19 protein-coding genes are annotated in these 19,769 nt (G+C 59.1%); 10 read left to right on the top strand and 9 right to left on the bottom strand.

Annotated features, from left to right (window positions below):
• Window positions 1-200: 200 nt before the first annotated feature.
• Window positions 201-842, bottom strand: coding sequence for a 5-formyltetrahydrofolate cyclo-ligase (locus tag ACIY1O_RS14650; RefSeq protein WP_397475836.1), 642 nt, complete (start codon window positions 840-842; stop codon window positions 201-203).
• A gap of 27 nt (window positions 843-869) precedes the next feature.
• On the opposite strand from ACIY1O_RS14650, the gene ACIY1O_RS14655 reads away from it, so the two are divergent.
• Together ACIY1O_RS14655 and ACIY1O_RS14660 are read left to right on the top strand one after the other, a co-directional pair.
• Window positions 870-3,032 carry a lytic transglycosylase domain-containing protein gene (locus tag ACIY1O_RS14655; protein WP_397475837.1) on the top strand — a complete coding sequence of 721 codons (2,163 nt, stop codon included), beginning with the start codon at window positions 870-872 and terminating at the stop codon, window positions 3,030-3,032.
• A 13-nt stretch (window positions 3,033-3,045) separates the two neighbouring features.
• The gene (locus ACIY1O_RS14660) at window positions 3,046-4,251 is read left to right on the top strand and encodes a tRNA nucleotidyltransferase/poly(A) polymerase-related protein (protein WP_397475838.1); all 1,206 of its coding nucleotides are present in this window, start codon (window positions 3,046-3,048) and stop codon (window positions 4,249-4,251) included.
• Between the two features lie 28 nt (window positions 4,252-4,279).
• Here ACIY1O_RS14660 and ACIY1O_RS14665 read toward each other — a convergent pair whose 3' ends face one another.
• Entirely contained in the window at window positions 4,280-5,287 is a 1,008-nt protein-coding gene (locus ACIY1O_RS14665; RefSeq protein WP_397475839.1) for an AraC family transcriptional regulator, read from the bottom strand.
• A 319-nt stretch (window positions 5,288-5,606) separates the two neighbouring features.
• Here ACIY1O_RS14665 and ACIY1O_RS14670 point away from each other — a divergent pair, with 319 nt between their 5' ends.
• The 7 genes from ACIY1O_RS14670 to ACIY1O_RS14700 all read left to right on the top strand — a co-directional run bounded on the left by ACIY1O_RS14670 (window position 5,607) and on the right by ACIY1O_RS14700 (window position 12,042).
• Complete coding sequence (locus tag ACIY1O_RS14670; RefSeq protein ID WP_397475840.1) at window positions 5,607-6,632, top strand: alcohol dehydrogenase catalytic domain-containing protein; 1,026 nt, start codon at window positions 5,607-5,609, stop codon at window positions 6,630-6,632.
• Between the two features lie 43 nt (window positions 6,633-6,675).
• On the top strand, window positions 6,676-7,674 hold the full coding sequence (locus ACIY1O_RS14675; RefSeq protein ID WP_397475841.1) for an ABC transporter permease: 999 nt from the start codon (window positions 6,676-6,678) through the stop codon (window positions 7,672-7,674).
• A gap of 51 nt (window positions 7,675-7,725) precedes the next feature.
• On the top strand, window positions 7,726-8,874 hold the full coding sequence (locus tag ACIY1O_RS14680; protein WP_397475842.1) for a substrate-binding domain-containing protein: 1,149 nt from the start codon (window positions 7,726-7,728) through the stop codon (window positions 8,872-8,874).
• A complete protein-coding gene (locus ACIY1O_RS14685; protein ID WP_397475843.1) occupies window positions 8,874-9,413 on the top strand; it encodes an ATP-binding cassette domain-containing protein in 540 nt (179 codons plus the stop codon). The genes ACIY1O_RS14680 and ACIY1O_RS14685 overlap by 1 nt, the downstream gene beginning before the upstream one ends.
• The gene (locus ACIY1O_RS14690) at window positions 9,328-10,425 is read left to right on the top strand and encodes an ATP-binding cassette domain-containing protein (protein ID WP_397475844.1); all 1,098 of its coding nucleotides are present in this window, start codon (window positions 9,328-9,330) and stop codon (window positions 10,423-10,425) included. The genes ACIY1O_RS14685 and ACIY1O_RS14690 overlap by 86 nt, the downstream gene beginning before the upstream one ends.
• Before the next feature lie 35 nt (window positions 10,426-10,460).
• A complete protein-coding gene (locus tag ACIY1O_RS14695; protein ID WP_397475845.1) occupies window positions 10,461-10,853 on the top strand; it encodes a RidA family protein in 393 nt (130 codons plus the stop codon).
• Between the two features lie 157 nt (window positions 10,854-11,010).
• Window positions 11,011-12,042 carry an alcohol dehydrogenase catalytic domain-containing protein gene (locus tag ACIY1O_RS14700; RefSeq protein WP_397475846.1) on the top strand — a complete coding sequence of 344 codons (1,032 nt, stop codon included), beginning with the start codon at window positions 11,011-11,013 and terminating at the stop codon, window positions 12,040-12,042.
• Window positions 12,043-12,120: 78 nt separating this feature from the next.
• On the opposite strand, the gene ACIY1O_RS14705 is transcribed toward ACIY1O_RS14700, so the two are convergent.
• The 6 genes from ACIY1O_RS14705 to mhpA all read right to left on the bottom strand — a co-directional run bounded on the left by ACIY1O_RS14705 (window position 12,121) and on the right by mhpA (window position 18,566).
• Window positions 12,121-13,122, bottom strand: a complete 1,002-nt coding sequence (locus ACIY1O_RS14705) for a branched-chain amino acid ABC transporter permease (RefSeq protein WP_397475847.1) — start codon at window positions 13,120-13,122, stop codon at window positions 12,121-12,123.
• Window positions 13,119-13,985, bottom strand: coding sequence for a branched-chain amino acid ABC transporter permease (locus ACIY1O_RS14710; protein WP_397475848.1), 867 nt, complete (start codon window positions 13,983-13,985; stop codon window positions 13,119-13,121). The genes ACIY1O_RS14705 and ACIY1O_RS14710 overlap by 4 nt, the downstream gene beginning before the upstream one ends.
• Window positions 13,985-14,692, bottom strand: coding sequence for an ABC transporter ATP-binding protein (locus ACIY1O_RS14715; RefSeq protein ID WP_397475849.1), 708 nt, complete (start codon window positions 14,690-14,692; stop codon window positions 13,985-13,987). Before ACIY1O_RS14715 ends, ACIY1O_RS14710 begins: the two co-directional genes overlap by 1 nt.
• Window positions 14,685-15,416, bottom strand: a complete 732-nt coding sequence (locus ACIY1O_RS14720) for an ABC transporter ATP-binding protein (RefSeq protein ID WP_397475850.1) — start codon at window positions 15,414-15,416, stop codon at window positions 14,685-14,687. Before ACIY1O_RS14720 ends, ACIY1O_RS14715 begins: the two co-directional genes overlap by 8 nt.
• A 95-nt stretch (window positions 15,417-15,511) precedes the next feature.
• Window positions 15,512-16,834, bottom strand: a complete 1,323-nt coding sequence (locus tag ACIY1O_RS14725) for an ABC transporter substrate-binding protein (protein ID WP_397475851.1) — start codon at window positions 16,832-16,834, stop codon at window positions 15,512-15,514.
• Between the two features lie 97 nt (window positions 16,835-16,931).
• The gene (mhpA, locus tag ACIY1O_RS14730; RefSeq protein WP_397475852.1) at window positions 16,932-18,566 is read right to left on the bottom strand and encodes a bifunctional 3-(3-hydroxy-phenyl)propionate/3-hydroxycinnamic acid hydroxylase MhpA; all 1,635 of its coding nucleotides are present in this window, start codon (window positions 18,564-18,566) and stop codon (window positions 16,932-16,934) included.
• A gap of 267 nt (window positions 18,567-18,833) precedes the next feature.
• Here mhpA and ACIY1O_RS14735 point away from each other — a divergent pair, with 267 nt between their 5' ends.
• On the top strand, window positions 18,834-19,523 hold the full coding sequence (locus tag ACIY1O_RS14735; protein ID WP_397475853.1) for a TetR/AcrR family transcriptional regulator: 690 nt from the start codon (window positions 18,834-18,836) through the stop codon (window positions 19,521-19,523).
• 3 nt (window positions 19,524-19,526) lie between these two features.
• Here the strand turns inward: ACIY1O_RS14735 and ACIY1O_RS14740 are convergent, their stop codons facing one another.
• A complete protein-coding gene (locus ACIY1O_RS14740; protein ID WP_397475854.1) occupies window positions 19,527-19,724 on the bottom strand; it encodes a hypothetical protein in 198 nt (65 codons plus the stop codon).
• Window positions 19,725-19,769: the final 45 nt, after the last annotated feature.

A 19,769-nucleotide genomic window follows, 5' to 3' on the forward strand; every position in this document is an offset into this window, starting at 1 on the left:
TCAGCGGCAAAAGATTACTTGGCAAACAGGAGGCGTCCATATACGAGTTCTGCCGTCGCCCGCCTGGGCACGAGAAATTCGGGTAGCCCGAAGGGCCGTGCGGTGCGGACGAAGAACTATATGCCGCCCCTGGCCCGCTTAAGAACGAAGCTCAAGCTGCTGGGGGGCACTATCAAGTGCATTAAGGTACTAAAGCGCACTTAACCCCGCGTCAGCAAATCAGGCGCGGGAACCGGCCATCCCTTGTCCGTGATGACAGAATCAAGCACGTAGTCATGATCAGCCGGCTCATAGCCAAGCTCAGAAAGATCACCACAAGCCCACGCCACACCAAGGGCCACAAACCGATGCCCCTGATCACGCAAATTAGCCAAGGTGCGGTCGTAATACCCCTGTCCGTAGCCCACCCGGTCGCCCTGGCGAGTAAACCCCAGGGTGGGTACCAGAACCACATCCGGCAACGGCGCTTCTGGCCCTTGAGGCTCCTTGACCCCGAAAGCCCCCGCGATCATTGGCGTTTCCGGCGTCCATAGCTGAAACTTCAGTGGCTGCCCAGGGCCGCTGACCACCGGCAAAGAAACCGTAAACCCCTCTTCCTCGACCAGCTGCGACAGCAAGGGACGTAGATCGGGCTCTTCCTCGAGCGGCCAAAACGCCGCGATGTGCTGCGGTGGAGCCTTGCCGGCCTTTTCAAGCTCTGCGCGCGACGTGGTCAGCCAAGTGAACAGCCGACCGCGTATCAGCAAAGCACCGCGTCGCGTGTCCAGCGGGTTTTGCGCCGCCCGGAGCTGTTTCAGTTTCGTCCGCAAAGCGGCGGATTTATTCTCTATACTGTTGGTCATGACGGAGTTTCACGCGGGGTCGGCAAGATGTTATTAAAGGATCAACGGTATCAGAAATCCCGGAACATTTCCGGCATTGGAAGATTACCCCCGATGGGAGTCTGGCTTGCCTTGTTCGCCGGGCTTACCGGTTGCGCAGGGGCCGAAGCGCCATCGCCTTCACCCATAATGCCGCCGCCGACACTGGCCCAAGCGTCCGGCCAAGCTCCGGTTCCCGTAATGCCCGCCGCCCAACTGTCGCCTTCCGCGGCGGCGGTTCGCACCGATGTCCTTTCCAGCGGCCCCCAGGCTGTAAGCTCCGCATCGCGGATACCGGCCCAGGTGGCCGAGCAGGCCCTCGTCGAAGCCCGCGAGGCCATGCAAAAAAAGCAGTGGTCCAAGCTTGACCAGTTGGTTCCCACAGCGCAAGCCACACCGCTGGTTGGCTCGTACGCCCAGTACTGGGCCTTGCGTCAGCGCCTCACCAATCCGACCCTGCCCATCCCCGAAGCTGAAATCCATCAGTTCATGGCCACGAATCAAGCTGATTACCTGGCCGACCGAGTCAAGGGCGACTGGATTATTGCGGCAGCGCGGGCGGGCGACTACGCCATGGTCAACCGGCTGGGGCCCGTCGTGGCCGGCAATGCCTCCATAGATTGCTCGCGCCTCATGGCTCAGCACATGACAGGCCAGCCTGTCACCGAAAAACAAGCCATGCAGGCCTTCTCGCCAGTCAGTGCCTGCTGGAGCATGCTTGATCAATTGGTCGAAGATCGGGTCGTTGGCTGGAGCGCCTTGCAGACCGAGCTTCGCGCCATTCTTGAAACCAGCAAAACCGGCAACGCGCAGCGCATGGCCGCCCTCATGTTCGACGGCGCGCAGATGCGCTCTTACGCCGCGCTGATGAAAGACGCGCGCAAATGGCTCGGTACTCAGAAGACGCCGCAAACCCGCGAAGAGCGCGAGCTTGTGGCTTTGGCTTTGTCCAGATTGGCACGCTCCAGCGACCGCCTCCAGGCCGAAGCCTATATCGAGAAGAATTGGGCCTCGTCAATGTCAAAGCAAGACATGCAGTGGGTGTGGGGCCAGTTCGGCCTGATCGCCGCGCTTAATGTCGAGCCTCAGGCGGTGCGCTGGTACCGCCGTTCGGGCAGCCTGCCCATGACCGACTACAACCATGCCTGGGAAGTTCGCTCCGAGCTCAGGCAAAGCCCCATCGACTGGAAGCAGGTCGACCGCGCCATTCTCAAGATGTCGGCCGAACAGCAGGCCGAGCCGGTGTGGGTGTATTGGCGCGGCCGGGCGGTTGCTGCCCTGGGCGACCCCGCCACGGCGCGCAAATTCTACGCTTCGCTGCGCAACGAGCTTAACTTCTATGGCCAGCTTGCGGTCGAAGAGCTGGGCGAGCCGCTTACCCTGCCGCCTCCGCCTCCGCCGGTAACGCAAGCCGAATTTGACCAGGCGTACGCCAATCCAGGCTTGCAGCGCGCCATAAAGCTGTTCCGGCTGGGCTGGCGAGCTGAAGCCGTGCCCGAATGGAACTTCACCCTGCGCGGCATGGACGACCGCCGGCTCCGCGCCGCGGCCGAGGTGGCGCGTTACGAACAAATTTTCGACCGCGTGGTGAACACCTCGGTGCGCACCGTCGACGAAGTCGATTTTTCGCAGCGCTTTGTGGCGCCGTTCGAGGGCCGCGTTACAGAAAAAGCCCACGAGATCAATCTTGACCCGGCCTGGGTGTATGGGCTTATTCGGCAAGAATCGCGCTTTATCACTGATGCGCGTTCGCGCGTGGGGGCGTCGGGCTTGATGCAACTGATGCCGGCTACGGCTCGCTGGGTGGCCAAGAAAATCGGCATGAGCAATTTCACGCCGTCTTCGGTAAACGATTTCGACACCAACACCATACTGGGCACGCGGTACCTAGACATGGTGCTAAGCCAGCTCAATGGCTCGCAGTTGCTGGCCACGGCGGGCTACAACGCCGGGCCGGGGCGGCCGGTGCAGTGGCGCTCCAAGCTTACCGGCCCGGTCGAGGGCGCCGTCTTCGCCGAAACCATCCCCTTCACGGAAACGCGGCTTTACGTCAAGCATGTTTTGTCGAACGCCGTGTATTACTCCATGATGTTTACGGGGCAATCGCAGTCGCTCAAGCAGCGGCTGGGCACGGTCTCGCCAGAGGCCTCACGCACCGTGGCTTTACCCTGACGGCGTGGCGAGCGTGTCTTCGCAAGGGGCTGCCGGTAAGCCACAGGACCCGGCCATAGAAGGCCTGCAGGTTTATGTCGTAGGCGGCGCCGTGCGCGACAAGCTGCTGGGCCAGCCCGCCGGGGACCACGACTGGGTGGTGGTGGGCAGCACACCCGAAGACATGGCGGCGCGAGGCTTCCTGCCGGTGGGTGGTGATTTTCCTGTCTTCTTGCACCCGGTCAGCAAAGAAGAATACGCCCTGGCACGCACGGAACGTAAGTCGGGTCGGGGCTACAAGGGCTTTACCTTCTATACGGGCGCCGACGTTACCCTGGAAGACGACTTGCGCCGCCGCGATCTTACCGTCAATGCCATTGCCCAAGCGAACGACGGCAGTCTGGTTGACCCCTTGCATGGCCGGCGCGATATCGAACAGCGTGTCCTAAGGCACGTGGGCGACGCCTTTGCCGAAGACCCGGTGCGCCTGCTGAGGCTGGCGCGTTTCGCCGCGCGCTTTGGCGATTTTTCCATTGCTCCTGAAACCATGGCATTAAGCCGCCGCCTGGTAACCGAGGGCGAGGTCGACGCCTTGGTTCCAGAGCGCGTATGGCGCGAAGTGGCCAAGGGCCTTCTAACCGAAAGCCCGGGGCGCATGTTCGATGTGCTGCAGCAGGCAGGAGCGCTTGAGCGCGTGATGCCCGGCTTGGTATTCGATGATGAAATCGCCGGCCAGCTGAATTGCGCAGTGAGCAGGGGTTTGGCGCTGCCGCAACGCTTTGCGCTGTTGTGCCGGAAATCGGCCGACCCCCAAGCAGTGGGTCGGCATGTTAGAGCGCCCACCGAATGCATGGATTACGCCAGGCTGCTGCCCGATTTGACCGTCGCCCTGAGCGATTTGGCGGGCGAAGGCGCTCGAGAAAAGAACAGCGACGTTGACGCGGTTGCCTCTGGTGCGCCTGCTGCCTCTGCTTTCCTTGACGCCCCTGCTGCGGCAATGAGTAAGGCCGAAACCTGGCTGAATCTTATCGAACGCAACGACGGCCTGCGCAAGCCTGATCGTTTTCTGAATCTGCTGGAGGCCGCCCAATGCGTGGTTGCGGTGGATATCTTGGCGTGGCGTCATCGCCTGGAAGCGGTCCGAGCCATTGACGCCGGCGCCGTTGCCAAGGCGGCCGGCGGCAAGCCGGAACAGATCAAGCTTGCCTTGAGGCAAGCGCGGCTTAGTGCTTTGGAGTGATGGGCCGTCGCCCGCCAAAGCCTGCGCGCTAGGCGCGTTTCTTAAGCAGCGTATCGCGGGGAAGCTCGCCAAACCGCCTGCGATAGCTGGCAGCGAAATTTCCGGGGCTGTTGATGCCGTACTTTGCGGTTACCTGCGCGACAGACGTTTCGTGAATTTCGCCGCGCTTGAGTTCTTCGTGGATTTTGTCTAGCTTGGCGCCCTTTATGTAGGCCATGGGGGTGCAATGCAGGAAGGTCTGGAAGCCCGCATAGACAGACCGCAGGCTGATGCACACCTCGTTGGCGACGTCTTGTGGTGTAAGCGGCTTATGTACGTTTTCAAGAATGTAGGCTTGCGCCTTTTTGATGTAATGCGGCTTGGGGGCGGCGGCCTCGCTAAGCAGCTCGTCGCGATAATTGTGCTCTAGATTGATAAGCATGGTGCTCATCAGCAGCGACTCGGCCTGAGACTGGATTAAATTGTGCCGCAGGCTGGAGGCGGGCATATTGAGCTGCTTGGTCATGTGCGACATCAGCGCTACCAGCTCTTGGCATTCACGGTTTTTAAGCTCGATTTTGGGCATGAACTCGAGCGGCTTGTCGAGACGCCTTTGCAATTGCTGTTCAAGATACTCTTCAAGCCGTTCGCGCTCTACCGCCAGCACGGCGTTGTCGCAACGCTTGGACATCTTCAGTTCCAGCTCGAGCGTGGGCGACACCATATAGGCGATGCCTGGGGATACCTTGATAAGAGAGCTGCCCACGCGAACCTCGTGCCGGGTCGCATGGATGGGCACCTGGAAAAGAAAGAGCGTTTCGAGCTTGCCGGGGTAGACGTGAACGTCGGCGCCATGATGTATGTACATGAAGGACATCCGGCCGAAATTGGTTCGCCCCACCTTGACATTGAGCGGCTGGCTGCGGTCGAGCAGGGTAAGCGCATGCGGCTTGAGTGCTTGGCCAATGTAATGCTTCGTTTCGTCCAGGTCGCTTGAGATGAACGTGTCGCGATAGCTTTTCGCACGGCGCAGGCATGTGGAATTGATGCGCATCATGACTATCTCAATATTTTCGTTGGCCGCGCCGGGTTGGCGGGCCGAATCTATATGCTAATACGCCCCGATCATCCGTAGGCTGCGGGTTTCTACCTAGGCATGAACCAGGTAATTTCCGGATGATTATCGCCACAGTGCAGGCGGCATCCCTGCCGTGCACATATTTTAATGCGTGTGGGTTGCCAGGGGCAAAGCTGTCCTATTCTTGATCACAAGCCGCAGATTCCAAGCGCGGCAAAACAAAAGCAAGTAGAGGTCGCCCAGCAATGGGGGCCTTCTGGGCACTGTCAATCTAGGCTTGGTATCTGGCGGGGGCGGAATGAGAGCAGCACTGATAAGAAGACATGGCGATCCGGGCGTGTTGCAGCTGGAGGATGTCGCCGTGCCCGAGCCGGGCGCCGGAGAACTGCTCGTAAGAATGCTTTCCACCTCGGTGAACCACCGCGATGTATGGATACGAAAAGGGCATCCGCACCCTGCTTACTACGTGGACTTGCCCGTCGTGCTGGGCGTGGACGTGTGCGGGGTCGTTGAAAAGACAGGCAGCGGCGTAGGTGAAGCTTTCAAGGCGGGGGACCGCATCATCGCCAATCCGTATCAGCCCTGCGGCAAGTGCGAACAATGCAGGCGGGGCGAATTTCAATATTGTCCCAACTTCACTGTCTACAACGGCAGCTACGCTGAGTACGCGGTGATTCCGGCGATTAACGCCGTGAAACTGGCCGAAAGCGTTCCCATTACGCACGCGGCCGCCTTCCCGAACAGCTACATCACTGCCTGGCAAATGCTGGTTGGCAAGGCCAAGGTAAGCCCGGCCGATACGGTTTTTGTCTGGGCCGGAACCAGCGGGCTGGGTAGCGCGGCCATCGAGATCGCCAAGCTGGCCGGCGCCAGGGTAATCGCCAGCGCGGGCACCGAAGCCAAGCTGCGCATGCTGGAGTCATATGAACCCGACCTTATTGTGGATCACTACAAGCCCGGCATGGTCGACTTGGTCATGGACTACACAGAGGGGCGGGGCGCAAGCATTGTGTTCGAGCATGTGGGCAAGGCCAGCTGGAAAAGGTCGCTTGAGCTATGTGCGGTCGGCGGCACGATCGTGACCGCGGGCGCCACAAGCGGGGATGAGGTCACCATGGACATCACCTACGCGTTCGTCAAACAGATCAAGATAATGGGCTCAAGGCTGGGAACGATGAAGGATTTGTCCGACAGCGTGCGCCATCTGAATTCGGGCTACTTCAAGCCCCTGATAGGAAAAACATTGCCGCTTGAGGATATTGCGCATGCCCACGAACTGATGGAGGCGGGCAAGATTATCGGCAAGATCATTCTCGAATATTAATCACCTCCAAAACAATAACTACGTAGCCGAAAGGAATAAGACAGTGAGCACAGGAACATCGCAGACAGCATCAAGGTCGCGAATTGAGCGGCCATCTTTTCAGCTTGCCGCTGTGATGCAGCGTTACGCTCTGCTGATCGCGCTGGTCTTGTTCATCGTCATCTTTTCAGCGCTGCGGCCCACTACATTTTTCACGCTTGGCAACCTCACCACCATACTTAGCACCCAGGCGGCCTTGGTGATTCTTGCCATCGGCATCACGCTCGTGTTGTTGGTCGGCGAGTTTGACCTTTCTGCCGCCTCGGTGATGGGAATGTCGGCCAGCGCCGTGGCTTATTTCACCGCCAACGTCGGCATGGAGCCTTTTCTGGCCTGCTTGATCGCCGTGTTGATTGCTGTGGTGGTCGGCCTGGTAAACGCCTTGTTCGTGGTGCGGCTGGGCATCAACTCATTTATCGTGACGCTGGGCATGGGCACCTTGGTTACCGGGGTGGCTGTGGGCGCGTTCGGGTCGATGACCATCGGCGGCTTGCCCAACGGCTTCACCACTTTATTCCAGACTCAGCTTTGGGGCGTGCAGCTGTCTTTCCTGTACATGCTGGTCATCGGCTTGTGTTTTTATGTCGCCCTAAGTTTCATGCCCGTGGGTCGCAGCATGTTCTTTACGGGCAACGCACGCAAGGCGGCCATGCTGGCCGGAATACGCGTCGACAAGATACGCGCCGGCTCGCTGGTGCTGGCTGCGGTGTTGTCCGCGCTGGCGGGAATCGTCTTGTGCGGCCAGACCGCCGCCGCCTCGCCAACCATCGCCAATGCCTTTCTGTTGCCCGCGTACGCGGCGGCCTTTCTGGGCTCCACCGCCTTTACTCCGGGACGCTTCAACGTGTGGGGAACACTGTGGGCCGTGTATTTCCTGGCGGTCGGAACGACGGGGCTGCAGTTCCTCGGCCTGCAAAGCTGGGTGGTGAACGTTTTCGAAGGCGCGGTGCTGGTCCTGGCCGTCACTTTCTCTGCGGTATTCGCACGAAATTCCCGCTACTGATTGCGCCGCAGCGTGTCTGCGGCCTGGTGGCTTTGATCAAGGAGTGAAGACATGATGTTGCTAGAAAAAAGAAAGGCCGTGTTAAGCGGCGTTGCTGCGATCTCGCTTTTGGCTGGAACCTTCGCCATGGGCGGCGCAATGGCCGAGTCCTCCGACTTCGTCAATGAAATGCGGCAGTTCATTGCCGACAATTCCGTCAAGCCGGAGTTCACGCCGCCCGGGCCGCCTCTGGATGCTTCGAAGCTGAAGGGCAAGACGATTTCCATCCAGATGATCGACGGCCGCATCGGCGCCATCAAGGACGTGGCCGACTCCGTGCAAGAGGCAGCGGCACAGGCAGGCCTCAAGACCACGGTATTCGATGCCAAGAGCTCGCCCGTACGGATGCAGCAGGGTTTTCAAGAGGCGATCAACACCGGCGCCGATGCCATCGTGAACGACGGGAACGTCGTCAAGATCATTGCCAACCAGATCAAGGCCGCAAAAGATAAAGGCATTCCCACGGTTGAGGCTATTAACTCGCCTCCGGTCGTGGGTGTGCCCGGCCAGGGTTCCGACCCGAACACCTTCGGCAATGTCGCGCCGGATTCTTTCCTGAGCGGCCAGTTGTCGGCTGCGGCCGCTGTAGTGAATACCGACGGCAAGGCACAGGTCGTTATCATGAACACGTCCGAGGTCTCGGCTTCCCCCACTATCGTCAAGGGCATGAAGGATGTACTGGAGCGGTGCCCGGGCTGCTCCATCGTGCAAGTGACGGATACGCCCCTAGAGCAATGGTCGACCGCGCTTACCAGCCTGGCCGCCACGACGGTGCGCAGCCATCCCCAGGTGAACTATCTTTTGCCTATCTACAGCGACATGGGCATTTTCGCGGCTGCGGGCATCCAGCAGGCAGGGGCGACGGGCAGGGTGCACATTGCGTCATTCAACGGCACGCCTGCGGCACAGGCGCTGGTCAAGGCGGGTGATATTTATGCGGTGAATACGGCCGAAGACCATGAGTGGATAGGCTGGGCCGTGGTTGACCAGGCGATGCGCGGCATGCTTGGCATGGAGCCGGCGCACCCCATTGCCCCGATTCGCTACATTGGCACAAATGATCTCAAGGACATCGACACCTCCTCATCCAAGGCCTTGTCGCTGGCATTGTTCGGCGATGACTATAAAGAGGGCTTCCTTAAGCTGTGGGGCCTGAAGTAATGCAAAACGGGCCTAATTCCCCGCAAGCCCCTTGCACCGTACTCGAGGCAAGCCAAGTTGAAAAGAAATTTGGCCGCACCGTTGCCCTGCAAGAGGTTTCGCTGGAAATTCTGCGAGGCGAAGTCCATGCCTTGCTGGGCCATAACGGGTCGGGCAAGTCGACCATGGTGAAGATCATCAGCGGCGTGCTGGCCCCCGACGCTGGAACAGTGTCGGTCAAGGGCCTAAATGGCCGGCCCGCGCAGATCGGTGTTGTGCACCAAGACCTGGGGCTTTGCTTTGATGCCACGGTGCTGGAAAACTGCTGCATGGCCGGGGTATCAGTCGGGGGCTTTTGCACGGATCGATTGGGCCGCCGAACGCCGTATTGTCGAACCCATCCTTCAGTCGTTGGATGCAGGCTTCTCAAGTTCAGCGATGCTGCGCAATCTATCTCCGGCGAATCAGGCCATTGTGGCGATCGCCAGGGCCCTGAAGCGGGCGACAAGCTCCGGCGCACTCGATCTGCTTGTTCTGGACGAGGCCACAGCAAGGCTTAGGGGCCGCGATGCCGACAAGGTGCTGGCCACGGCGGGGCTGGTGGCCAAACAGGGCGGCGGGGTGCTGATCGTGACGCATCACATGAGTGAGGTCTTGCGCGCTGCCGATCGGGCGACTGTGCTGATGAACGGCCGAGTGGCCGGCATTGTGAACGTGGCCGATACCAGCGAAGAGGCTTTGCTGGAGTTGGCCAGCGGACGCCGCGTTACCGGCTCACGCAATACCCATAAAGCGACGGTCTCGACGCTGCGAACCCCGGCTGTGCTGACGGCCGGCCATATTGAAGGCGAGCGTTTCAAGTGCGATCAAGAGATAGCGCTTTGCGCAGGTGAAATTGTCGGCCTTACCGGTGCGCCTGGCGCAGGCCACGAAGAGCTGCCTTATTTGCTTGCCGGGGCAGCACAGCGCGGCAGTGCCCGGGTAAGCCTTTCCGGCAAGCCGGTTTCATTGAAAGGCGTGCATGAAAGCCGCCGTCGCGGCATAGGGCTGGTTCCGGCCGAACGCCTGGCGCAGGGGGTGTTGCTTCAAGCCAGCGTCCGAGAGAACCTCTCGCCTTTGGTCCGCTCAAGCCATACAAGGGCGCGCCTGTTGTCCAAACGGCGTGAACTGGCCTGGGCCACGCAGGTTTGCGCTACGTTCCAGATCAAGGCGGCGCAGGCCGACGTGGCCATTTCCACGTTAAGCGGCGGGAATCAGCAAAAAGTGCTGTTGGCGCGTGTGCTAGAGGATCGCCCCAAAGTGCTGTTGCTGCACGAGCCCACCGAGGGTGTGGACGAGATGACGCGGCGCGACCTGGTCGAGCTGATACGCAAGGTGGCTGCGCAAGGCACGGCTGTTTTGTATGTTTCTTCGGATATTGACGAGGTTGCCGGATGTTCGGATCGCGTGCTTGTGGTGCGCGAGGGCGAATTGGCCGGAGAGTTTCCCGGCGGCCTGGGCATGGTGGACAGCATCTATGCCGCTTGCTACCTTACTAGCGACACTGCCCAAACGGCGAGTCATTGCCAATAATTTTATTTAAATTGCTTCCACATAAGGAGAATTTCATGGCACGTAAATTGATCAATCCGTCGGCACTGCATCCCGCCCCGGGGTTCAGCCACATTACGGTAAGCGAGCCCGGCACCATTGCCTACATTGCCGGCCAGCTGGCATGCGCCCCTGATTTCGCCCTTATCGGCGGCGATGATCTTGGCGAACAGACCAAGGCGGCGATGCGTAATGTCGAAATCGCGCTCAAAGAGGTCGGGGCATCGTGGGAACACGTCGTGCGCCGCACCATCTATACCTTGCATCCAACCGAGTTCCAGGTGATTACGGCTGCCATCGAAGAAGTGCAGCAAAGCACCGAACACCCGGCTCAGACCATTCTTGGCGTGACCGGCTTGGCGATTCCCGGCGCACTAATCGAAATCGAAGTCACGGTGCGGCTGCCTTAACCGTCGTCAGCGCCGCCTGCAAAAGCTTGTTCAACTGGACGTTGCGGGCGGCAAATAACTAAACGGCACTTTATATTCACCGCCGCCGCCTGTGGCGCGGGCGGAGGGGTTGGTGTCGCCCGCGTTTTTGAATTAAGCAATAAAGGAGTGTGTCGCAATGCGAGCAGCAAGAATCTATAAACATGGCGGCCCCGACGTGTTCACGGTTGAAGACAATGTGCCCGAGCCCACCCCCGGGCCCACCGATTTGATAATCCGACAGGTGCGTACTTCGGCCAACCACCGCGACGTATGGATACGCAAGGGCCTATCCGACGATACGTTCCAGATTGATCTGCCCGCGATATTGGGGGTGGATTTTTCCGGTGAGGTGGTCGAGGTGGGCAAAGACGTTACCCAGTTCTCGGTTGGCGACCGCATTGTTGCAAACCCGCAATTCGCATGCGGGCATTGCCACGCCTGCCGGGGCCAGCGCCCGCAGTTCTGCATGAATGTGGATATTGCGAACGGCTCTTACGCACAGTTTGCCAAGGTGGCCGAAAGCCAGGCCATTCAGCTTGACCCTTCGGTTAGCGCTGAGTCTGCGGCGTGTTTTGCCAACACCTACATTACCGCCTGGGAAATGATGATCAACCGGGCCAAGGTTACGCCCGAAGACACGGTGTTTATCTGGGCGGGCACCAGCGGAGTGGGCAGCGCGGCGGTGGATATCGCCAAGCTGGTCAATGCAAAAGTCATCACCACCGCCGGCAGCCCCGGAAAGCTGGATATCCTGAAAAGCAGAACCTCGGGGCTTGTGCTGGATCATCACAAGGACGATATTGTCGGCCAGGTGATGGAGGCCACCAATGGGGTGGGCGCGTCGGTCGTTATCGAGCACACCGGGGCGGCAACCTGGGAACGTTCGATGTTGTTGGCCGGCGCCGGCGCCCGTATCGTCAATGCCGGGCTTACTACCGGGCAAACGCTTAGTACAGACGCCGTCATCATGATCATCAAGCAGTTGAACATCATGGGCTACAGCCTGGGAACCATGGCGGGGGCAAGGTCGGCGGTATCGTTCCTCAACAACGGAAGCTTGTCTCCCTTGATCGGCAAGACGGTGCCCTTATCCAATATCAGCCAGGCCCACGAGATGCTCGAGGGCGGGAAGGTGGCGGGGAAGATCTTGATCGATATTGAAGCCTAGAAGGTTCGAGAAGGAGCCCGGGTCGAAAGCATCGGGCGGGTGTCAATTGAATCAAGACCGCCTCGATGCTAACCGTGATTACTTTAGTAGCCGCACACGCCGCTGGACAGGAAAGAAGCGCAGGTCGTAGCGTTGCTGTATGGCGCCCCAGATGCCCTTGGGCCATTTGATCATGATGATTACGGCGCACAGGCCCAGGGCCATCAGGTACCAGCTTCCGTAGTCGGCAAGTAGCTCGCGCAGGCCGAAGTACACAAGCGTACCGATAATGGGGCCTTCCAGTGTGCCGATGCCGCCGATGACTACGATGAAGATGGCTATGACCACCCAGTTCAAGTCGAACGCCGATGCAGGAGAAATACGCAAGGCGTTCAGGTAGTACAGGGCGCCCACCAAGCCCGACCCGAACGCGGCCAGCACGAAAACGTACAGCTTGATTTTCTGCACATGGATGCCTTGGCTTTTAGAGGCTGCTTCGCTGTCGCGGATTGCTGTCAGCGCCATGCCAAAGCGAGAGCGCAGCACCCAGTAAGTGAGAGCGAGCATGCCGACCGCGATGGCGGCCGTCAGCCAGAACGTCGTGGATTCTCGAAACATTTTCGGAATGCCGCGCATGGCGGTCAGGCTTTGGCCCGAGCCGCCTCCCAACAACTGCACGTTGGAAACGGCAAGCCGGCAGACTTCGGCCACGACCCAGGTTCCCACGGCAAAGTAGCCGCCCTTGAGCCGGAAGGTGAGGGCGGCGACCGGAAGTGACAGGGCAGCGGCAACGAGGCCGCCAAGCAGCACCGCCGCGAACGGATTTACGCCCAAATGATTCGCACACATGAACAAGCCATATGCGCCGATACCGACGAAGGCCTGCTGGCCTATGGAGATCATGCCGCCGTATCCTGCCAGTAGATTCCACATCTGCGCCAGCACCAAGAAGCACAGCATTTCGATCATCAGTCGCATGGTGCTGGAAGCCGCCCAAAACGGCATCGTGAAGAGAATCACGCAGCCTGCGAGGGCGACGAGCAAGCCGACCCGGCTGGCGCGGGTGCTCAGGGACACGACATAATCGGAAGTAGGTGTCATGGCTGGCTCCTTGAAAACAGTCCGGCGGGTTTGAACAGCAGCACTAGCAAAAACACAATGTGGCCGGTGAGTATTCCCCATCCAGGGCCAAATGAATACCCCACGCCTTGAGCGATGCCCAGCAAGATAGCGCCGGCCAGTGTGCCCCAGATGGAACCCACGCCGCCGATGACGACCGCCTCGAAGGAATAGATCAGATAGCTGGGCCCGAGGTCGGGCGTGAAAGAAGCCCGCATGCCCATGAATACGCCGCCTATGGCCATGACGGCAAAGGCAATGCCCATGGCCAGGGCGTACACGTGTTTGTCCCGGATGCCCACTAGTTGCGCGGTGGGCGGATCGTCCGAGGTGGCTCGAAACGCCATGCCCAGGCGGGTGCGTCGAAACAGCCACGACAAACCTATTGTGCAGGCGATTGCAGTCAGGAAGATGGACAGCGGAAGCAGACCGACGGCGAGGCCCTCGCTTAACCGGACGCTGTCGGTTGCCAGAGTTCCGACAGACAGCACCCGGGAGTCGGCGGTGAAGACCTCGAGCAGGCCGTTCTGCAAAATGATGGCTAGCCCGAAGGTGACCAGCAGCGGCGGCAGGATGTCAGGGCCCAGCACGCGGTTGAGTACTGTGCGTTGAAGCAGATAGCCCAGTCCGAACATAATTGCCGTTACCAGGGGAAGCGCCAACAGCGGGTGTATTCCCAGTGTTACTGTGATGACAAGCGCGATGTAGGCGGCCAGCACGATGAAGTCGCCGTGGGCGATGTTGACCAGTCTCATGACCCCGTAGGCCAGGGAAAGCCCGATGGCAAACAGAGCATAACCCCCGCCCGTTACGGCGCCATGTACGAGGACGGCAATCCAGTCCATTATGTGTTTCCTTGTTGAATGCCGAAATATGCGTCGGAGATGGCTTCCTTGGTCAGTACGGCGGGTTTCCCCTGTAGCGATACTTTTCCGTGCATCAGGCAGTACACGTAGTCGGAAACTCTCAAGGCAGTGTTGACGTCTTGCTCGACAATGATCAGGGCCACGCCTTCGTGCAGCATTTGCGGCAGGCCGGCGTAGATGTCCCGGATGATCGCCGGCGCCAGCCCAAGCGAGATTTCGTCGCAGATCAACAGGCGAGGGTTGGCCATCAGCGCGCGGCCGATTGCGGCCATCTGCTGCTGCCCGCCCGAAAGCGTCGTGGCCGGCGCGTCGCGATGGGCGTGCAAGGCAGGAAACAGTTCGTATATCCGCTTCAGGTTCCACGGTCCTTTGCGGCCCGAGAACTCGCCCGAGAGGATGTTTTCTTCAACGGTCAGGCTGGGAAATAGCCGTCGGCCTTCGGGCACCATCGAGATGCCAAGGCCGGCGATTGTGCTGGGAGCCCGACCGATGATCGAGTCTGCCTCGAATACGATGGAGCCTTCTCTTGGCTGCAACTGGCCACAGAGGGTTTTAAGAAATGTGGATTTCCCGGCTCCGTTCGCACCGATGATGGACACGGTTTGTCCGGCTTCGATCTTGAAGTCGACGCCGAAAAGCGCCTGGAAGTCTCCGTAGAAGACGCAAAGGTTGTGTGCTTCAAGCATGCTGAGCCTCGACTCCCATGTAGATGCGCTGCACGTCGGGGCTTTGCATGACTTCGCGCGGGGGGCCTTCGGCCAGCTTGCTGCCGAAATCGATGACGAGCAGGCGGGTAGCGACGGAGACCAAGGCATGAATGACGTGTTCAATCCAGATGATCGATACGCCTTCGCCGCGTATTTCTTCAATCATTTCCACCAGTTGGTCAGCTTCTTTCTCGGTCAGGCCGCCGGCTATTTCGTCCAGCAGCAATACCTCGGGCTGGGTGGCAAGGGCCCGCGCCAGCTCGAGCCGCTTGCGATCGAGTAGGGTCAGGCTGCCTGCAAGCTGATTGGCTTTTGGCAGCAAGGCTGTGCGCCGAAGTATTTCCACGCTAGAGTCGTGCGCCTGCCGGCGCTGCCGGCCTGCGCCAAACATGGCTGCAACGACGAGGTTTTCAAATACTGTCATGCCGCCGAAAGGTTGTGCGACCTGGTACGAGCGCCCGATGCCGGCGGCGCAACGCTTATACGCGGGCAACTGGGTGATGTCCTGGTCCTTGAGCAGGATTTGGCCAGAGTCGCAGGCCAAATCCCCGCTGATAAGGTTGAATAGTGTGGTTTTTCCGGCGCCGTTCGGGCCGAGAATACCCAGTGTCTCGCCCCGTTGAAGATCGAAGCTGAGATTGTTGGTTACCTTTACCGAACCGAACGATTTGGATAGATGTTGCACTGACAACAGCACTGTCATGGATGCCGCCTTGATTGATTGTCCATGGGCGATGCGTTCCAGGTGCGGCTGCAGCCGCTACCTGGAACGTCAATCGATTTGCCGCGTTGGCGGCCTCAAGCCGGAATGGAAATCATCTTGGCCTGGACGGGAATATCGGGAGCGGTCTCGTTGTTCACAACAAGTAGTTCGAAGGGGTGGCGCTCTCCTTTTACCCACTGCCCTCCCACCAGGGGCGTCTTGGCCACATTCTTCACTGGGCCCTCGCCCCAAGCGACGTGGCCGATAACTGTGTCCAGCCGTGTGGCGGGGATGGCGTCGCGGATGGACGCCTTGTCGTCGATATCCTGGCTGCGAGCAAGAACGTCAAGCGCTACTTCAAACAACGAGTGGGCATAGCCTAGCGGCTGAGTCCATTGCTTGCCCGTCGTGCTTTCGTATGCATCCGCCAGTTGCTGAGCAGACTGCCCGCTCAGGGACGAGGAGTAGGGGCGGTTGGGGCTCCACCAGCATTCCTGGGTAACGCCTTCGGCTATGGGCCCCAGCGCTTCGGCCGACGAGGGAAACGCCAAGGCCTTGCCCACAGTAAGAATCTTGGGTTTGAAACCTTGCTGGTTGGCTTGGGTCCAGAAGTTTTGGAAATCGGGCGGCGTGGGTACGCCGGCAATGATCTCGACCCCTTCTTTTTTGTATTGGGCGATAAGCGAACTGAAGTTGGACTGCCCGCTTTGGTAGCGTCCCGGATCGACGACTGTATAACCCATCTCTTTCAAGGCGGGCGTCAGTCCATGTTGGGGATCTCCCCAGGCGTTTCCATCGGCGTCATTGGCAAACAGCACACCCACCACCTTGTTGGTGGGTATGGCCTTCCACATATTCGTGAAATTTGCGATGACGTCTTCAAGGCCCCAGAAATAATGGTATGTCCAGTCGAATCCGGTCTTGGGGTCGCCGCCCCGGGTAAAGAACCATGGCTGCCAGGGCGTGGTCGAAGAAATGCACGGGATTTCGTTCAGTTCGCATTGGTCAGAAACCGGGTTGGAGTTTTCAGGTGTCGATCCCACGACCATAAGGTCTATCTCGTCACGCAAGATCAACTCTGCTGCCACTTCGGAGGCTCGGTTGGGATTGGACTGGCTGTCTTTGACCACTACTTCGATGGCATGCTGCTTGCCGTTTAGTGCAATGCCTTTTGCAAAAGTGGCTTGCAATTGGTCGAGCACGAAACGGTCTACCTCTCCGAAACCGGCTAGCGGGCCGGTAAGGGGGGTGACATAGCCGACCTTGATCTTTCGCCCTGTCGAGGCAGCGACGGCGGGCATGAGGCCGGAGAATCCAAGGGTGGCCAGGGCCGACGCCTGTAGCGAGGCCTTCAGAACGCGTCGGCGTGTGGCATCGGGCGTATTTTTTGTGGGGATGGGATGGCTTTTGTTTTTCATGTCTCTCTCTCTTTGGTCTGGTTGGCGCCGACGCTTGTGACGCTTGCAGGTGGTACGTCGGCGTGTCTGGGTTATGCCTGTCGCCGTATTGGCGGTCTTAGTGTGCGGATGCTGCTTTATTCCCCTCTGTAACAACACCCGGCTCGATGGCGACCCCATGTTTGCGCAGGTCGTCGGCCAATTGAACGAGCAACGCAGGAATTTCGTCGGGCTTTCTTGCGCCGCCATACATGAAGAAATCCGGTCGCACGAGCATGGCGACAAGGCCGTGTTCGTCCATGAAAGGAGTGAATTTGTTGTCGAGATCGACAACTGACCCCGGACCGTCTTCGTTGGCCGCCATATGGACGACGTGCCCGTTCAATTGATGAAGTAAGGCAAGGTTCTTTTCGGTCAGGGTTTGCTGAGCCTCGGCGTTGCGCAGAACAAGCACAAAGCCTAGTCCGACCAGGTCGTCGAACCTGCCGCGTTGGCCGTTGTAAAGCACCGTGCCATGGGGACAGAGGGCTCCGGCCGGCGCAATGACTTCGCCACTGCTGTTGCGGTGGATGATTCCGTGCGCCAGGGATGGGAAGGGAGGCGGCGGCGTGGCGGTGCCGTCGATGAACGCGTGGTCTCGCGCAGCGGCAACTTCAGGGTCGGAAATACATATGATCTTTCCCAGGTACATCGACAGGTCAATGAGGTCGCGCGCATGAGGCCGCCGTTCAACTTGATAGGTATCCAACAGGCTGTCGTCGGCCCGGCCCTTCAGGATAAGGTCGAGCTTCCAGGCCAGGTTCCAGTTGTCGCGGAAGCCGGCGCACATGCCCTGCCCCATGAAGGGCGGCATGACATGGGCGGCGTCGCCCGCGATCAGGACACGGCCGTCGCGCCATTTATCGGCCACCAATGAGCGGAAGTTGTACACCTTGTGCCGGATGATGGTTGCCTGCTCGGGTTTTACCCAAGGCTCAAGGAGCTTCCAGGCGGTGTCGACGCTCTCGAGATGGTCAAGAGATTCACCTGGCATGCGCATGAATTCCCAGCGCCGGTAGTAGCGTCCGTTTTTGATGCCGGCCGGAACGATGGTGGTGGGACGGCCGGGATTGCAGTACTGTGCAGCCGGCGGGATGTCCAGCTCCACTCCCTCGTGGGGCAGAATGTCGATGACGAGCCAGTCGGCTTCGAAGCCACGGTCTTCTTGCGAGGAGCCGATGCTTTGCCTGACGATGCTATTTGCTCCGTCGACGCCGATCAGGTATTTGCCTCGCGCCTTGCGGGTTTCACCAGTTGCGGTGTTGCAAGCCTCGAGCTCCGCGTACTCGGGCGTCTGGCGGGTGGCGGTGACTTTCCAGCCCAGTTTCAGGTCGATTTGGGGAAATTCCCTTACCTTGGCGTCGAACATGCATTCAAGCGTCGGCTGATGGACGAAGTTGACTTCGGTGCCTCCGGAAATGGCTTCGGCGGACCAATCAATGTGCAGCAATTCCTTCCAGTCGGCGTTGAACCAGCGATAGGGCGGGGCTGGATGGCTGACGGTGGGTAGCTGGTCGCGCATGCCCAAGCCTGAAAGCATGCGGAACATTTCGTGATCGATGCACACAGCGCGAGGCAAGGCGTAGCGTTCCGTCCATTGTTCGAAGATGGCGACGGAATGCCCGTTCCTGGCCAGGGCAATCGCCAGGACTTCGCTTACCGGGCCGTACCCCACTTGTAGGACATCGTAGACAGGGTTGTCCTTGCTGCTCATCTCCTGCTCCTTCTTGGTTTTTACAACATGTGGTTTGCGCTGCCGGATCGGCAGCCGTCTTAAATGACTTAAGTGTCAAGTTGATATCTTATTCATAATGACATTATCGTCAATACTAAATTGTTAAATCTAGGGTTTATCCCGACTCGGCGTTATTCCGAAGCTTCTACCTAAAGCCGCGTAAAACCGTTATTGCCGTAGGTGCAGATAGCGGCGCGGGAAGCTGCGAAACGGGAACGGTACAATGCGGCTTTTCTGGGTACGGACATGGACAAGCCAAATTCGAAGCCTGAAGACCATCGCACCAGGGTCGGTTTGGCGCGGCGGGAAAAAACACGCATACGATTGATGCGCAGCGCAGTGGTGGTGTTTGCCGAGAAAGGTCCCGATTTGCCGGTGATCGAAGACTTCATCGCGGCTGCCGGCGTGGCTCGTGGAACCTTCTACAACTATTTCAGTACGACCAGCGAGTTGCTTGTGGCCGTAACCAGCCAAATGAGCGATGAAGTGCTTAGCGTGGTTGATCTCGAAGTACTCAAGTTCGACGACCCGGCCGTGCGTGTTACGACCGGAACCCGTTTGTACGTACGAATGGCAAGGCAGTACTCGGTGTGGGGCCGCTTCCTGACCAGAGTGGGTTCGGCGAGGGCGGTGCGTGGAAAACTCCTTGACACCTACTTGACGCGAGATGTCGAGCTGGGCGTTTCAACGGGTCGTTTTTCTGTAGACAACCCGCAAGCGATACGCGACGTCATTCTTGGCTCTATTTTTTACGGTATTGAAACCATGCTGATGGAGCCGTGCAGCGACACCCACGTCGAGGAAATGATGGCGTCGGTCTTGCATGGCGTGGGCCTTACCAAGAAAGAAGCACACAAAATCGCATTCATGCCTTTGGCGGATGCCGGCCCGGTGCCGGGGCTTATTTTCTCGGCGCTATCGGAACAACCCCATTAGCGCTCAAGTGCGAGTAGGCCGTGCATATCGCTGCACAAGCTGCTTCATCCACATATAGCCGCTGACCATCACAATACCCGTGGCCACCTGGCCCGCGAGATGCTTGAGGGTGGAAAGGTCGCAGGTAAGACCTTGATCGATATTGAAGTTTAAATGAGTTTTTCTAAGCAAAATCGATAGTTGACAGCCTGCATCAATCATGAAAGTATCCTAGTTTGGCATGCCAAATAAAACGATTATTTTCAT

It is taken from the genome of Pusillimonas sp. (genome assembly GCF_044464525.1).
Classification (GTDB): domain Bacteria; phylum Pseudomonadota; class Gammaproteobacteria; order Burkholderiales; family Burkholderiaceae_B; genus Pusillimonas.

Excerpts from the sequence above, each read along its gene's own strand:
- mhpA (WP_397475852.1), bottom strand. The coding sequence starts at position 18,566 with ATGAGCAGCAAGGACAACCCTGTCTACGATGTCCTACAAGTGGGGTAC.
- ACIY1O_RS14665 (WP_397475839.1), bottom strand. The coding sequence starts at position 5,287 with ATGATGCGCATCAATTCCACATGCCTGCGCCGTGCGAAAAGCTATCGC.
- ACIY1O_RS14735 (WP_397475853.1), top strand. The coding sequence starts at position 18,834 with ATGGACAAGCCAAATTCGAAGCCTGAAGACCATCGCACCAGGGTCGGT.
- ACIY1O_RS14715 (WP_397475849.1), bottom strand. The coding sequence starts at position 14,692 with ATGCTTGAAGCACACAACCTTTGCGTCTTCTACGGAGACTTCCAGGCG.
- ACIY1O_RS14650 (WP_397475836.1), bottom strand. The coding sequence starts at position 842 with ATGACCAACAGTATAGAGAATAAATCCGCCGCTTTGCGGACGAAACTG.
- ACIY1O_RS14710 (WP_397475848.1), bottom strand. The coding sequence starts at position 13,985 with ATGGACTGGATTGCCGTCCTCGTACATGGCGCCGTAACGGGCGGGGGT.
- ACIY1O_RS14655 (WP_397475837.1), top strand. The coding sequence starts at position 870 with ATGTTATTAAAGGATCAACGGTATCAGAAATCCCGGAACATTTCCGGC.
- ACIY1O_RS14725 (WP_397475851.1), bottom strand. The coding sequence starts at position 16,834 with ATGAAAAACAAAAGCCATCCCATCCCCACAAAAAATACGCCCGATGCC.
- ACIY1O_RS14670 (WP_397475840.1), top strand. The coding sequence starts at position 5,607 with ATGAGAGCAGCACTGATAAGAAGACATGGCGATCCGGGCGTGTTGCAG.
- ACIY1O_RS14685 (WP_397475843.1), top strand. The coding sequence starts at position 8,874 with ATGCAAAACGGGCCTAATTCCCCGCAAGCCCCTTGCACCGTACTCGAG.
- ACIY1O_RS14700 (WP_397475846.1), top strand. The coding sequence starts at position 11,011 with ATGCGAGCAGCAAGAATCTATAAACATGGCGGCCCCGACGTGTTCACG.
- ACIY1O_RS14680 (WP_397475842.1), top strand. The coding sequence starts at position 7,726 with ATGATGTTGCTAGAAAAAAGAAAGGCCGTGTTAAGCGGCGTTGCTGCG.
- ACIY1O_RS14705 (WP_397475847.1), bottom strand. The coding sequence starts at position 13,122 with ATGACACCTACTTCCGATTATGTCGTGTCCCTGAGCACCCGCGCCAGC.
- ACIY1O_RS14695 (WP_397475845.1), top strand. The coding sequence starts at position 10,461 with ATGGCACGTAAATTGATCAATCCGTCGGCACTGCATCCCGCCCCGGGG.
- ACIY1O_RS14740 (WP_397475854.1), bottom strand. The coding sequence starts at position 19,724 with ATGATTGATGCAGGCTGTCAACTATCGATTTTGCTTAGAAAAACTCAT.
- ACIY1O_RS14720 (WP_397475850.1), bottom strand. The coding sequence starts at position 15,416 with ATGACAGTGCTGTTGTCAGTGCAACATCTATCCAAATCGTTCGGTTCG.